Consider the following 14,787-nt stretch of genomic DNA (forward strand, 5'->3'; position numbering starts at 1 on the left):
GCCAGGGAGGCAGCAGAGGCGAAAAAAGGTTACTGAGGAGTGCGCTTACTTGACACCATGGACGGTTTCGGCCAGATGCTTCTGGACCTCGACCGGCGGAGGCGCGGTCATCAATGAAACCACCACGTTGGCCAGTACCGCCAGCGGTCCGGCGATCCAGGCAAAGTACCAGGGGTTGAGCCAATAGTTCATAAAATCCTTGCCCGGGAAACTGACCCCGTACTTGCCGGCAATAAAGTAGGCGATCACCACCAGGGAGATGGTGCTGCCCACGGTGAGGCTGGCGATGCCGCCGGCCCGGTTGGAGCGGGTCCACCAGATCCCCACCAGAAAGAGGGGGAACATGGTGCAACCGGCCAGGGAAAAGGCCACCGCCACCAGTTGGGCGATCAGGCCGAGCTTGAGCAGGGACACTCCGGCCACGCCTATGGCCATGACCACGGTGGCCAGCTTGACCATTCGCATCTGCTGTTCACCTGTGGCCTGGGGATTAAAGACCCCAAAGTAGATGTCATGGGAAAAGGCTGAGGAACCGGCAACCAGCAGGCCGGATACCGTGGAAAATGCCGCCGCCACTGCACCGGCCGCCAAAAAGCCGACAATCAGGGGATGTACCGAACCAAGCTGGGCAGTATAGACCACGATGGCGTCCTTGGCCAGGGCACCGACCTCCGGGTTGGAAGAGAGGATCTTACCAAAGGCGGAGTAGAGTGGCGCAGTCCAGTAAAGGATACAGATAAAAAAGAGGCCCCAGGTCACAGACCAGCGGGCATCACTGGGCTTGGGCACCACATAAAACTTCTGGATAACATGGGGCAGACCGGCGGTACCGATCATCAGGGCAAAACAGGTGGCCATCCACTGGAAGAAGTCCTTGCCGGTTGCCGGATCCCAGGGCATGGCAAACTCAGGAGTGGGTACAGTGGCCATTGGGTGCCCCAGGGAACTAATGTAGGGCGTGGTCGTACCGGCGACGATGTCGGATACCACCTGACCGTAGCCGATCGGTGGTATCAGCCAGAAGTAGTCAAACTTAAAGGTAAGGACAAAGGCGGGAATCAGAAAGGCTATGATCAGGATTACATACTGAATCTGCTGATTCTTGGTGACCCCGAGCATCCCGGATACCAGGGTATAGGTCAAAACCACCGAGGCCCCAATGATGACCGACCAGGTGTAGTTGATTCCCAGGATCCATTTGAACATGATGCCGATCCCACCGAACTGGCCGACACAGTAACTAAAGGAAATACAGATGGCGATAATGGCAGTTGCCAGGCGCATCCCGTTGGAGTAGTAGCGATCACCGATAAAGTCGGTTGCCGTATATTTACCGAAGCGACGCACCTGGGAGGCCATCAGCACCAGGAGGAGCACATAGCCTCCGGTCCAACCCACCACATAGGAGAGGCCATGATAGCCGCTGCCGTACATGATGGCAGCCATCCCCAGGAAGGAGGCGGCGCTCATCCAGTTGGAGGCAATGGCCATGCCTGAGCCAAAGCTGGAGATTGAACGACCGGCCGCATAGTAGTCAGAAGTCCCCTCGGCCTTATTCATGAAACCGATGGTGATAAAGAGGACAATCATGGCGATCAGGATCAGGGCCGGAATAAGCTTAAACCCACCCTCCAGTGTGGAGCCGCTGGCACCAAAGGCCGGCAGCGCCACCAGCAGGCCGACAATAAAGGTCAGACAGAACAGAGTCTTCGCATGCAGTTTCATCATTTTTCCACCTCTCCTATTCATTTTCACTTTCCATTCCATGCTTCTTCATTACCCCGTCGATGACGTAGCAGTAGACCAGGCAGATCAGATTGAACAGGGCCAGGAGAAAGACTGCTGAGTAGAAATAATGAAAAGGGAAACCAAACAGTTTGGAGTCGGTAAGAAAGGACTGATAGTGGATCAGATACTTATCCATGATCCCTGGGATTTCGGGAGCCGTTGCCGAGAGGCTCGCGCCTTCCATGGGAACAAAGGCAAAGGGGACCATCCCCTTGAGAACGATATCATTCTCCACCCCCAGGGCCCGTTGAACGTAGGCCAGGTCCAGCTTGTGGTCGCTGACCAGGGCAGTGGTGGCCGCCTTGAAGGCCTCCTTCTCCCCTGGCGGCAGGAGTTCATAGGTCAGGGCAGTGAGCCCCCCCTTGAGGGCGCTGTTGTTCTGCAGGGCAATGGATTTACCGATCAGGGCGAGATAGACCCGGGCCAGTTCCGCCTTCTCCTGCGCACTGGCAGTTCCTGCGCTGAGTTTGGGATAGACTTGTTCATAGGTGAGGTACCCTGCTTCCGGGGTCGGTTTTTCGATGACTTTCATCAGGATATGAAATCCAAAAACGCAGACAGCCCAGATGGTGATGCTGATGAGGATGATTCGAACATTTTCTTTCAAAAAGGCGGTGCGCGGTTTGAAAAAATTGATACTGTAGTTGGTCGTTCCTTCCATCAAACTCCTCCTGAAAAAGATTGACGCTTTCCACTCATAAAGACACCTTAACCGATGTTAATCTATCGATATAATAGAGAAAGAGAGCGATAATGCCATGAACAGACGGCACAAGAAGCCACTGGATCAAAAAAAAACGAAGCAATGAGCCCCCCATAACTGTCAGTTGTCGCGGCAGTATCCAGTGAAAAGCGCATACGGAGTGCATGCGTGGTGGTGCGTACATCCTATAGAACCCTCCTTGATGAAGTGTTTTTGATAGGATAGGAACCCCTGGAGATGGGACGGGATAAAAAAACCGTTAAGACGGAATATTCGCTCAGCGGCCTCTTTGGGATAGAATCTTTTAAGACTCCAAAGACCGCTGCTGAACATGCTTCATCCCATACGATTCGAGTATCCCCTGCAAGGGAACCTGGAAGTGGTTGGTTTATGTCCTATACCAAACCGGACAAAGCCCAGTCAAGCTTTGTTTATTTTTTTCAACGGAAGAGAGAGCAGATAGTTGCTCTCCTTCAGGGGGGAATGATGGTCGCAACAGGGCGACGCCCTTTGCCTGGAGCAGGGGCCAGGTAAGGGCGTACGAGGGCTGACAGCAGCAGCTGTGGTCTGGTTCAGGCAGGCTTCATCGCAAGTCGAGCTTAGTAGAAGCCTTCACTGAAGACCTTCGCCTCCGGGAACCGCCGGTCGATGATATGGGTGGCCTGGCGAATCATCTCCCATTTTCCGCAGAGGTAAAAGTCATAATCCTCCACAGGAAGAAGCTGATCAATGTAGGCCGTCACCTGGCCCGGATAGACCCAGCCTTTGCCCTTGGCCAGGCAGCCTGGCGCGGTGAGACAGCCCACATAGTTGTCGACAAGGGGCGACACCTGCCTGCGATAGTAGAGCTGGTCGGGACGACGAGCACCCTGAAGGAGATAGCGTGCCTGAAATCCACTGGAAAGCATGGAGACAAAGGGGGCTATGCCGCTGCCGGTAGCCACCAGAACCCGCTGCCGGGCGGTGGCTCGCTCTACCAGGTACCCACGTGGGGGGCCCATTTCCAGACTGGACCCCAGGGCCAAGGAGGCCAGGCGGCTCGAGAGCAAACCGGCTTCAAGCTGCTCCACTAAAAAGCGGAGGCGCGGCTCCTGGCGGGCAGAGACAATGGTATAATCACGCTCCAGCTGACCGATCCGCAGGCCGACATGCTGGCCGGCCAGAAAGTGAAACCCGGCCGGCCGGGTGCAACAGAGCTCAAAGACCTCTCCAGAGAGTTGTCTGCGCTCCTCCAGGGTGATCCAGTGGTCTCCGTTTGAAGAGGTTAAGGTTTCTGCCATGCCTGTTCCTGGGTTGCGGTTACCTTGTTCAGGTAACGTGCTGCGACAAAGAGATAATCGGAGAGTCGGTTCAGATAAACGGCAATGACCGACAGTGCGGCATCAAGCTCACCTTCCGCCTCCAGCTCCTCAACCAACTGGCTTGCCCGCCTCTCACAGCGCCTGCAGACAGTGCGGGCCACATGGGCCAGGGCTGCTGACTGGTGCCCGCCAGGCAGGATGAAGACCTTCAAAGGAGGCAACTCTTCGGAAAGGGTGTCGATTGCCCCCTCGAGTTCGCTGACCAGGGACTCATCCATCGGATCAAGGAACTGACTGGCTGAAGAATCGGCGGTTGTAGCCAGCCAGGCACCGGCCTGGAAAAGACGGGCCTGTATCTGCGCCAACTCCCTGGCTACCAGTTGGCTGTTGTCCGGGAGAACGGCAAGCACAGCCCCGATGAGGCTGTTGAGTTCATCCAGATCACCATAGGATTCTATACGAAGGCTATGTTTGGCCACCCTCTCTCCTGAAAACAGACTGGTCTTGCCCTTGTCACCGCCACCGGTATACACTTTCATGGTATTCTCCTTGGGATAAGATTCGAGGCACGGATGGGCCCCGGACAGATGCGCTCACTCAGCTCATGACCACCTTGAAAAAGCAATTTTTCAAGGTGGTCCCTTGGAGGCCCTGCACGTTCACGGCAGTCGCGGCCTTCTCGATGGCAACAGGGTTGCGAGCAGCACAGTGGCTGCTGTTTGCCCCTGGCCTGAGCATACCTTCCGATCTGCTGCACAGCCACGCAACTGCAGCAACCCCCGGGTTTCCCTGGCTGGTTCGAGCGCTGCACCAATTAATTGTCTAATTTTTTACCATAGATAGGTTCCAGGCAGCACCTAGAATCATGCCTTGGGGCAAATTCTTCCCCTGAACCAGGCCTGCTCCGGTCCAATCCGATGTACAGGCTCTATCCCGGCAGAAGGTTGCAGGCCAGAGCCGAACCGTGGTGCAGCATTTTGAATTTTCAGCTTAAATAACAAGATATTGCTCACCTGGCTCCCGACTTGACAGCTGGATGGTATCGCTCCGGGGCCGTTGCTTCGACCCAACTGATTCTATTCATAAAAAATATAGATACAAGACCCGGCTCCCTGATTAACTTCTTATTTTACCGAAGAATGGAGAAAAAAAAGTTTGAGCGATAACAATACGTTCTTGTTTTTTAAGTTGACAAATCGCTCAACATAAAATAGGAAATTCCTACGTAGTCATTTTTTCACCGGGTGCAACACCTTCTCCACATTACTGCACCTCAAAACGACAGCCGCAAGCTATGCCCAAGGGCAAAGCGCTGATGATGCAGGGAGTTCTTTTCGTATGATGTCAGCGCAACCTTCTGTACAGGGTTGCACTATTCAGCAACACAGCTTCAAGAAGATGACAGCCCCCAAAGGGGCGACTCATTCCAATCAAGTAAGCAGGAGCAAGGGTAACGAGTGTCTGAATTTATGATCACCACCACGCATCAACCAGCAGCGCTGCTGCCAGTCAAGTCTTCAAAGAGGCCGAAGATGTAACCAACTATGCTATTGGTTATGTCCTTCGGCCTTTTTTTTTGTCCAGAGGGGGCCGGGGAAACAAGCCGTTTTCCCGGAGTAACAACAAAGCTTGATAGACAGGAAGAGGTAGAAAAATTGGAAAATAACGCTGAAATGTATTGGACAGGTTTATCTCCCGACGATGCGAGAGAAGCGCTTGTCAACAAAGACAAGTCCATGAGGGACAAGCGGATGACGCTGAAAGAAGCGGTGAGCCAATTTATCAAGGACGGTGACAACGTTGGTGTCGGCGGCTTTGTAAACATCCGTCAACCTATTGCTATTACGCATGAAATGGTCCGTCATGGTTTTAAAGACCTGACACTCTCCTGGCAGTCCGCCGGAATGGGTCCCGATTATCTGGCCGGTGCCATGATGGTCGATGAAAGCCATTTCTCCATCAAGCGAATCGAACTCGCCTACTGGGCCCATGAGGCCTTTGGCCTGTCCCCCATGTTCCGCTATCTGGCAGAGCGCGGCAAGATTGAGATCGAAGACTGGAGTAACTACAACATGTCTGCCCGCTTCAAGGCCGGCGCCATGGGCCTCCCCTTCATCCCCACACGTGGTCCCCTGGGTGGAGACATCGCCTCCAGTTGCCGCACCAAGATCATCGATTGCCCGTTCACCGGTCGCCCCATCGCCTTACTCCCTGCAAGCAACCCCAATGTATCCATTATCCATGTCCAGGCAGCTGACAAGTATGGTAACTGCATCATCCGCGGTACCGACTGCACCTGTGCAGAGCTTGCCATGGGCTCGGCCCACACCATCGTCACCTGTGAGCAGTTGGTTTCCCACGAACTGATCACTGCCGCTCCCAAAGAAGTCGGCATTCCTTTTGCCGCAGTAGACGCGGTCATTGAAGTACCTTTTGGTGCATACCCAGGGGCCTGTCGTCGTCATTACTATTTCAACGGCGATCATATCAAACAGTTCCATACCGGTGCCACCGAAATGTGCAAGGGCGGTTCCTCTGATACTCTGAAGGCCTATTACGATGAAAACATCTTTGGCGTTGAGACCTTTGATGAGTTCATCGCGAAGTTCCCGGTCACGAAATTAATGGCAGACCAGAAAGCAGAGTCTTTCAACTGCGAACGCCTGGCCTGATCCCATATTTCAACGAATCAATCGGAACCTCTCGTAAATAATAGATAAGGAGTCATCATGACAGCTTCTACTGACTATACCGCCCAGGAAATCATCGTTGCGGCGGGTGCAAAAGTATTGGAAGATAAAAAGATCGTCTTTGTTGGAACCGGCCTGCCCATGGTCGCCGCCCTGCTCGCAAAACTGACCCATGCCTCAGGCCTGATCCCGGTATTTGAAGCAGGCGCCGTTGGTCCCCCTCTGTCTGTAGGTCTGCCCATCTCCGTCGGCGACTCAAAGACCTTCACCGGCGCCTCCTATGTGGGAGGACTGAACGCCGCCTTTGAGATGACCCAACGCGGCTTTGCCGACTTTGGCTTCATCGGTGGTGCCGAGGTGGATATGTACGGCAACCTCAACTCCACCATGATCGGCGACTATCCAGCCGGCTACCAGACCCCCAAGGTTCGTCTGCCCGGTAGTGGCGGCGCCAGTGATATGGCCGCCTCCTGTGAACGCACCATCCTGATCGTGCCCCATGACAAGCGCAAGTTCAGCGAAAAACTGCAGTACATCACCAGCCCCGGTCACCTGGATGGCAGCCCCAATGCCCGCTTCAAGGCCGGCATGCAGGGTAAGGGTCCCTATCGGCTGATCTCCACCAAGGGTATCTTTGACTTTGACAAAGAGACCAAGAGGATGCGACTGATCCAGACCTTCCCGGGTGAAACCGTTGAGTCCATCCAGGCTGCCACCGGCTTCGAGCTGCTGGTTGCCCCGGATGTCACCGAATTCGCTCCGCCCACGGTTGAGGAAGTGCGGATGATCCGTGAAGACATCGATCCCCTGGGAGCCTTTGTCAAGCGCGCGTAAATTCAGGTTGTTGAATAGTGATAAGCAGTGCATCTTCTGAGAAGATGTACTGCTTTTTCCGGTTGCACTACCCCGCAGAGTACTTTTCAACGCTGAAGCTGCTTTAGCCTGCTTGTAGTTCCTCCAGAAAAAATTTTTGGACCACTAGCTAACCATCACATCTGTCCGCCTGGGCCAGGAAAGAACCTTCAAGGTCTGGTATTGACCTGAAACGAACATTCGGCACCAACCGGCTAAGCAGATGTTTTTTTTGTATCTCTGACAGGAAGGAGAATAGAATGAAAATCGAAAAAATTGATCACCTCGGTATCGCAGTCCCAAGCATTGACGGTGGCAAGGAATTCTGGACCGGCGTTCTTGGTCTGGAACTGGAAGGTTCTGAAACCGTTGAAGAGCAGAAGGTCACCACCGCCTTTTTTCCGGTTGGCGAGAGTGAAGTCGAGCTGCTGGAATCCACCGCTCCCGACGGACCGGTTGCCAAATTCATCGAAAAGAAGGGGGCCGGCTTCCAACACGTGGCCTTCCGGGTAGCTGACATCGAAGAGGCCCTGGCCGAGCTCAAGGAAAAGGGTGTGAAGCTGATCGACCAGACCCCGAGAATCGGAGCCGGCGGTGCCAAAATTGCCTTCCTGCACCCCAAGGCCACCGGCGGCATCCTGGTGGAACTCTGCCAGAGAGACTAGGACAAACACCATCTGCTGGCTCGCGGCAACGATCCGGCTGAGGTGAAAACCATTGATAATTTCCTGACCGGCGGCGCCGTCCGACATCGGCGCCCCGGCAGGTGAGGATCACAGGTAGGATTATCAACGGGGATATCCCCACATTTACAAGAAGGAGTAAGGACATGGCTAACACCCCAGAGTATAATGAGTGGCTTGAAGTCGCAACCAAGCAGATGAAAGGGAAGTCTCCGGACACCCTGACCTGGAAGACCCCAGAAGGTATCGACGTCAAGTGTCTCTACACCGCTGCCGATATCGAAGGCATGGAGACCGTCGGTTCAATGCCTGGTATGGCGCCCTATGCCCGTGGTCCCATGGCCACCATGTATGCCGGTCGCCCCTGGACCATCCGTCAGTACGCCGGTTTCTCCACCGCTGCTGAGTCCAACGCGTTCTATCGCCGTAACCTGGCAGCCGGTCAGAAAGGTCTGTCCGTGGCCTTTGACCTGGCCACCCACCGCGGTTATGACTCCGACAACCCCCGGGTTGCCGGTGACATCGGTAAGGCCGGTGTTGCCATCGATTCCATCGAAGATATGAAGATCCTCTTTGACGGCATCCCTCTGGACAAGATGTCTGTCTCCATGACCATGAACGGCGCGGTTATTCCGATCCTGGGTATGTGGATCGCTGCGGCCGAAGAGTCCGGCGTCAAGCAGGAGCAGCTCATGGGTACCATTCAGAATGATATCCTCAAAGAGTACCTGACCCGGAACACCTACATCTACCCGCCGACACCTTCCATGCGGATCGTCTCCGACATCATGGAATTCGCCTCCCAGAACATGCCCAAGTACAACACCATCAGTATCTCCGGTTACCATATCATGGAAGCTGGTGCTGATTCTGTACTCCAGACCGCCTTTACCCTGGCCGATGGTGTCGAGTATGTTCGTGCCGCCATCGCCTCGGGCATGTCTGTGGACACCTTTGCCCCGCGTCTGTCGTTCTTCTTCGGCATCGGCATGAACTTCTTCATGGATATCGCCATGCTGCGCGCTGCCCGCTTCCTGTGGCACCGCTTGATGCAGCAGTTCAACCCGGAAAACCCCAAGTCTTCCATGCTGCGGACCCACTGCCAGACCTCTGGTTGGAGTCTGACCGAGCAGGATCCCTACAACAACGTTATCCGGACCACCATGGAAGCCATGTCTGCAGTCCTGGGCGGTACCCAGTCCCTGCACACCAACTCCTATGATGAGGCGGTCTGTCTGCCCACCGACTTCTCTGCCCGTATCGCCCGGAACACCCAGATCATCATCCAGGAAGAGTCCCACGTCTGTAAGGTGGCCGATCCCCTTGGCGGTTCCTACTACATCGAGTACCTCACCAACCAGATCGTTGACGAGGCCCAGAAGATCATCGATGAGATCGAAGAGATCGGCGGCATGGCCAAGGCCATCGAGTCCGGTATGCCCAAGATGCGCATCGAAGAGTCTGCCGCCCGTCGTCAGGCCCGGATCGACCAGGGCAGCGACGTCATCGTTGGTGTCAACAAGTACCGTCTGGAAGACGAGAAACTGGACTTCGATATCCTCGAGGTACCCGACACCGTTCGTACCGAGCAGATCGACCGGATCAATGAGATCCGCAAGACCAGGAACGAGGCAGAATGTCAGGCCTGTCTTGAGGCTGTTACCAAAGCTGCTGAAGGCAAAGGAAACCTGCTTGAAGTCGCCATCGCCGCTGCCAAAGCACGCGCCACTGTTGGAGAAATTTCTGACGCCATGGAAAAAGTATTTGGTCGTTACGTGGCCACTACCCAATGTGTATCCGGAGCCTACTCCTCTGAGTATGCCGAAGCTGACAGCGAAAGCGCCCAGGTCATCGAGGACTTCCGCAAGCGCACCGGTAACTTCCTGGAAAAAACCGGTCGTCGGCCCCGTATCCTGGTCACCAAGATGGGACAGGACGGTCATGACCGCGGTATCAAGGTTGTTGCCTCCTCCTTTGCCGATCTCGGCTTTGACGTCGATATCAGCCCCATGTTCCAGACCCCGGATGAAGCAGCCAAGATGGCCATCGAGAACGATGTCCACATCGTCGGCGCCTCCAGTCTGGCAGCCGGTCACAAGACCCTGGTACCTGAGCTGATTGCCAAGCTCAAGGAGCAGGGTGCCGGTGAAATCGGCGTGGTTGCCGGTGGTGTTATTCCGCCCAGTGACTATGACTTCCTCTACGAAGCCGGTACCAAGGCGGTCTTCGGACCAGGTACCCCGATCACCACCTCTGCAGGCAAGGTCATGGATATCCTTGAAGAGCAGTACCTGAAGTAGGCCCGGTCCAACGGCTATAATGCAGGCGGACGGAGGTGTTCCTCTGTCCGCCTGTCCTTTATCCCATCTTCCAGAGAGTACCACTATGTACAAAGACCCCAGCTACTTTATTCAAGGTGTTCTCGATCACAATCGGTTGTTGTTGGCTCGGACCATTACTCTGATAGAGAGTACCCTGCAGACCCATCAGGATATAGCCAGAAACGTGATCAGCGAACTGCTTCCCCATACCGGCAAGGCGGTTCGACTGGGAATTACAGGTGTACCCGGCGCTGGAAAGAGTACCTTTATCGAGTCCTTTGGGACCATGCTGACCGGTCTGGGCTATCGGGTGGCTGTCCTGGCCATTGACCCCTCCAGCACCCGCAGCGGCGGTTCCATCCTGGGAGACAAGACCAGAATGGAACGCCTGGCGGTCAATGATATGGCCTTTATCCGCCCCTCCCCCTCCGGCGGCAGCCTGGGCGGTGTTGCCCGCAAGACCCGGGAAACCATGCTGCTCTGCGAGGCAGCCGGTTTTGACGTGATCATCGTAGAGACCGTGGGTGTCGGTCAGTCGGAAACCACCGTCGCCTCCATGGTCGACTTTTTTCTGGTGCTGCAGATCTCCGGTGCCGGCGATGAGTTACAGGGCATCAAAAAGGGCGTCCTGGAAGTGGCTGATGCCATCGTGGTCAACAAGGCTGACGGCGACAACATTACCCGGGCTAAGCTTGCGAAAAAACAGTATGAAACTGCCCTTCACCTGGTTACACCCTCCTCACCCAACTGGGCACCTCCGGTGATGACCTGCAGTGCCTTGGAGGAAAAGGGGCTCAACGAGGTCTGGGAAACCATAACCCAGCATAAAAAGGTGATGTCCGCCACCGGTGAACTGGACGAAAAACGAAAGGAGCAGGCGCTCTCCTGGATGTGGTTTCTGGTCAAGGAAGGCCTGGAGACCTGGTTTTACAACAATGAAAAAATCAAAGACGTCCTTCCCGGCATCCGAGACTCCGTGGAAACAGGCAAGAAGGCTCCAACCCGGGCAGCAGACGAACTGGTCTCCATCCTGGGCAGCGACCTCCTCTTCTAAATCGCCAACAGCCAAGGTGGATGACCTCCACGGTTCTCCACCTCTCCCTGCCCCATCACAGCCCCCGTCGTTCTCACGGGGCCCCAGCCCGTTTTTACGAGCCCGGAACATAAGCAGCCCCTTCCCCTTGGCGCCTTTTCAGGGTATCATTGCCCCACATCCAGGGAGGCCGATCCCGAACCAGGTCCGCTTTCCCCTGGTACAGCGGCGCCTGAAGGATCGGCAAGGCAAACCCCTTCAACTCTTCCGCCTGATGCCCCCTGACCCTGCAACAGGATCTGCTGCCCCCAAGCGCTAACCCGGCTCCTGCCCTGATACCACCCCTAACCCTATGTACTGCCATGACCAAAGCCCGTAGATCACTGCTCCTCAAAGTCGCGGCTGCGACCCTGCTGGCGGCTGTGCTGGTCTTTGCCCTGATTCTGCTGCCCAGGCTCAGGGTACTGGAGGAAAAGGTTGTCAGCCGCTTCCAGGAACAGCGCTGGGCCATTCCGGCCAGAATCTATGCGCGTCCCCTGGAACTCTATCCCGGCAAGAGCATCACTCCCCATACCTTGGAGGCGGAACTGCTCCTTGGCCGTTATCAGCCCAGCGCCGGGATCGATCAACCAGGGCAGTTCCATCGGCTGGGCAGCACCTTCTTTATTAAGACCAGGCCATTCACCTTTCTCGATGGCCCCCAGGCAGCAGTTGCGGCCAGGATAGACTTCCGGGACGGAACCATAACAGGGATCAGGGAACGTGATTCGCGCAGAGCCCTTGATTTTCTCCGTCTGGATCCGGTGACCATCGGCAGCGTCCTCCCCACCAACAACGAGGATCGGATGCTCCTGGAACCAGAGGACATACCACCCCGCTTTAGGGATATTCTCCTCACCATCGAAGACCGTCGCTTCTATTCCCACCATGGCATCGACCCTCGGGGTATCCTCAGGGCCCTGGTCCGTAATCTCCGGGCCGGTCGAACCGTGGCAGGTGGCTCCACCATCACCCAGCAGCTGGTCAAGAACCTCTTCCTCACCCACCAGCGGACCCTGCGGCGAAAGTTTACCGAAATGGTCATGGCCGTCATCCTGGAACGCCACTTCAGCAAGGAGGAGATCCTTACCGCCTACTGCAACGAGATCTTTCTGGGCCAGGAGGGACGACGGGCGATCCATGGTTTTGCCCTGGCCAGCCTCTTTTATTTCCAGAAAGAGCTCGACCAGTTGAGCCTTGGCCAGCAGGCCATGCTGGTCGGCCTGGTCAAAGGGCCCTCCTACTATACCCCCCTTCGCCATCCCCAGGCGGCAAGGGCCAGGTTGGAGGTGGTCCTCAAGGCCTTGGCCGAGAGTGGCATGATCTCCGACCAGGAACGCCACCTGGCCAGGGAACACCCCCTTCCCAGGGCCGAGAAAAACAGGGAGGCCATTAATGTTGTCTCCTTTATCGAGCTGGTCCTCCGTCGTCTGACCAGCAGCTATACCCAGCATGATCTGAGCAGTCGGGGGCTGCAGATCTTTACCACCCTGGATCCGATCCTCCAGGCCAGGCTGTCACGTCGTTTTTCCCAAACCATCGGCTCCCTGGCTTCTGGCAAGGAAAAACTGGAAGGGGCCTTTGTGGTGAGCAGTCGCAACAGCGGAGAGATCATCGCCCTTGGGGGTGGAAGGGACCTTGCCAAGGGTGATTTCAACCGGGCCCTGGACGGGATCCGGCAGATAGGCTCCCTGGTGAAGCCGGTCGTCTACCTGACCGCCCTGGAGCAGGGATATGGACTGGCCAGCATCCTGGAGGATACGCCCCTCTCGGTTCCCATTCCCGGACAACCACCCTGGAGACCTGCCAACTATGATCACCGCTCCCATGGCCGGGTGATGCTGTATCAGGCCCTGGCCCACTCCCTGAATCTGGCTACGGTTCGCCTGGGGATGGAGCTTGGGGTGGAGCGGGTGGTGGCCAATATTCGCCGGCTTGGGGTGGATCGCAGCTTTGAGCCTTTTCCCTCGCTGCTCCTGGGCAGCCTGGAGATGTCGCCTCTGGAGGTCTGCCAACTCTACCAAACCATAGCAGACTCCGGCTTTCATACCCCTCTACGGGTGATTCGAGGGGTGCTCGACCTGGGAGATCAGCCCCTTGAGCGCAATCCGCTGACCATCAACCAAAATTTCTCAGCCCAGCAGATCTACCTTCTCCAGTTTGGACTCCAGCAGACCGTACGCAGCGGCACGGCAAAAGGGCTGCAGCACCTCCTCGGTCCACATTCCAGCCTTGCCGGTAAAACCGGGACCACCAACAACACCCGTGACAGTTGGTTTGCCGGCTATGACGGCGCAACCCTGGGAGTGGTCTGGCTGGGAAACGATGACGCCAGCTCCACCGGCCTGACCGGGGCGAGCGGAGCACTGCCGGTCTGGGCTGAATTAATGCAGGCCAAAGGGATCCAGGATCGCCCCCTGCCCCCTCCTCCTGGAATCAGCTGGCAGAGCGTCTCACCGCCGATGCTGCCCGGAAAAGGCCCTCAACAACAGAGCCAGATCCGGCTGCCCGTCATAGACAGCGGTGCAGCTCCTTCAAGAGATCCCGATCCTCCCCAGCCCCACGCCTCCCCCACTGTTCCCGAACAGTTCCTCAACGATGTCGGGGAAGCGCTCGATTCCATCCTTGATCTGTTTCAATAAGCGGAGACCAGCTGATGTCCCTACCACGCCTTCCTTCTCTCCCTGTCTGGAATAACGGGGTTCGCAGGCTCACCCACCTGCTCCTGGCCGGGCTCCTCTGCAGTGCCGGATGTGCCTACCCACCACCAAAAGGTGGTCCCTCCTCCCCCACTCCACAGCCGCAGCAGGAACTGCTCAGACCGGGAAACAGCCTGGTGACCAAATCCAGGAAAGCCATGGGAGAACAGCGCTATGGTTATGCGGTCACCCTTCTGGAGCGAGCATTGAGAAGCGCCCCCCATGATCCTCTCCTCTGGTACGAACTGGCACGGGCCAAGTATGGAGCCAGGCAGTATGCCCAGGCAATGGAATTCTGTAAACGGGCCCTGTTGTTGGTTGATCAGGGCTCAGCCTTGGCTGCGGAGAGTCGTGCCTTGTATGTCCAGGCAGAGGGGAGGCTTGGAGAACGGTGATTTGGTGACCAGGGGGAGATCCTGTGGACGCTTTAAAAATTTGTTTCCCGGCGGGAAGCTCCGGCTCAGCCGACAGACACGGACAGGCGGCTGCTAAAACGTTGTAAGCGCCTGCAGAACCGCACCTCGTCACCTAGATCGAAGTATTGCTGATTGCTGCCTTGGCATTCCAGGGGAGAGAGGTGGCGCCAATATTCTGGACAAGCCCTTAAGTGGAAAATCTGCTACCTATAGAGGTCTGAAATAGGCCCAGAAAGGAGTAGAAAATGACAAAGCGTACCCG

Annotated in this window: 12 protein-coding genes; 8 read left to right on the forward strand and 4 right to left on the reverse strand. The window is 56.1% G+C overall.

All coding sequences use genetic code 11. The features are described 5' to 3' along the window. Nucleotides 1-45: 45 nt before the first annotated feature. Both G494_RS0109320 and G494_RS0109325 read right to left on the reverse strand, forming a co-directional pair. Entirely contained in the window at nt 46-1,728 is a 1,683-nt protein-coding gene (locus G494_RS0109320) for a VC_2705 family sodium/solute symporter (protein WP_051305565.1), read from the reverse strand. 13 nt (nt 1,729-1,741) lie between these two features. Continuing rightward, nucleotides 1,742-2,320, reverse strand: coding sequence for a hypothetical protein (locus tag G494_RS0109325; RefSeq protein ID WP_153305820.1), 579 nt, complete (start codon nt 2,318-2,320; stop codon nt 1,742-1,744). Between the two features lie 6 nt (nt 2,321-2,326). Between G494_RS0109325 and G494_RS26700 the strand changes: the two genes are divergently transcribed. Next, entirely contained in the window at nt 2,327-2,473 is a 147-nt protein-coding gene (locus tag G494_RS26700; RefSeq protein WP_153305821.1) for a hypothetical protein, read from the forward strand. 617 nt (nt 2,474-3,090) lie between these two features. On the opposite strand, the gene G494_RS25360 is transcribed toward G494_RS26700, so the two are convergent. Continuing rightward, nucleotides 3,091-3,771, reverse strand: a complete 681-nt coding sequence (locus G494_RS25360) for a ferredoxin--NADP reductase (protein ID WP_051305566.1) — start codon at nt 3,769-3,771, stop codon at nt 3,091-3,093. Then, nucleotides 3,756-4,331, reverse strand: a complete 576-nt coding sequence (locus tag G494_RS0109335) for a cob(I)yrinic acid a,c-diamide adenosyltransferase (RefSeq protein WP_028584319.1) — start codon at nt 4,329-4,331, stop codon at nt 3,756-3,758. Before G494_RS0109335 ends, G494_RS25360 begins: the two co-directional genes overlap by 16 nt. Before the next feature lie 1,212 nt (nt 4,332-5,543). Between G494_RS0109335 and G494_RS0109345 the strand changes: the two genes are divergently transcribed. The 7 genes from G494_RS0109345 (at nt 5,544) to G494_RS26070 (ending at nt 14,504) form a co-directional block, all read left to right on the forward strand. Beyond that, nucleotides 5,544-6,464, forward strand: a complete 921-nt coding sequence (locus tag G494_RS0109345) for a CoA transferase subunit A (RefSeq protein WP_232362520.1) — start codon at nt 5,544-5,546, stop codon at nt 6,462-6,464. A 57-nt stretch (nt 6,465-6,521) separates the two neighbouring features. Beyond that, complete coding sequence (locus G494_RS0109350) at nt 6,522-7,316, forward strand: CoA-transferase subunit beta (protein WP_028584321.1); 795 nt, start codon at nt 6,522-6,524, stop codon at nt 7,314-7,316. Between the two features lie 278 nt (nt 7,317-7,594). Next, complete coding sequence (mce, locus tag G494_RS0109355; RefSeq protein ID WP_028584322.1) at nt 7,595-7,999, forward strand: methylmalonyl-CoA epimerase; 405 nt, start codon at nt 7,595-7,597, stop codon at nt 7,997-7,999. Between the two features lie 164 nt (nt 8,000-8,163). Then, complete coding sequence (gene scpA, locus G494_RS0109360; RefSeq protein ID WP_028584323.1) at nt 8,164-10,317, forward strand: methylmalonyl-CoA mutase; 2,154 nt, start codon at nt 8,164-8,166, stop codon at nt 10,315-10,317. A gap of 85 nt (nt 10,318-10,402) precedes the next feature. Continuing rightward, nucleotides 10,403-11,392 (forward strand): methylmalonyl Co-A mutase-associated GTPase MeaB, encoded by a 990-nt coding sequence (gene meaB, locus G494_RS0109365; protein ID WP_028584324.1) that lies wholly within the window; start codon nt 10,403-10,405, stop codon nt 11,390-11,392. A 341-nt stretch (nt 11,393-11,733) separates the two neighbouring features. Continuing rightward, nucleotides 11,734-14,052 (forward strand): penicillin-binding protein 1B, encoded by a 2,319-nt coding sequence (mrcB, locus tag G494_RS22725; RefSeq protein WP_051305567.1) that lies wholly within the window; start codon nt 11,734-11,736, stop codon nt 14,050-14,052. A gap of 14 nt (nt 14,053-14,066) precedes the next feature. Beyond that, the gene (locus G494_RS26070) at nt 14,067-14,504 is read left to right on the forward strand and encodes a tetratricopeptide repeat protein (protein ID WP_084456620.1); all 438 of its coding nucleotides are present in this window, start codon (nt 14,067-14,069) and stop codon (nt 14,502-14,504) included. The last annotated feature ends 283 nt before the right edge of the window (nt 14,505-14,787 follow it).

Source organism: Desulfogranum mediterraneum DSM 13871, from assembly GCF_000429965.1.
Taxonomy (GTDB): domain Bacteria; phylum Desulfobacterota; class Desulfobulbia; order Desulfobulbales; family Desulfobulbaceae; genus Desulfogranum; species Desulfogranum mediterraneum.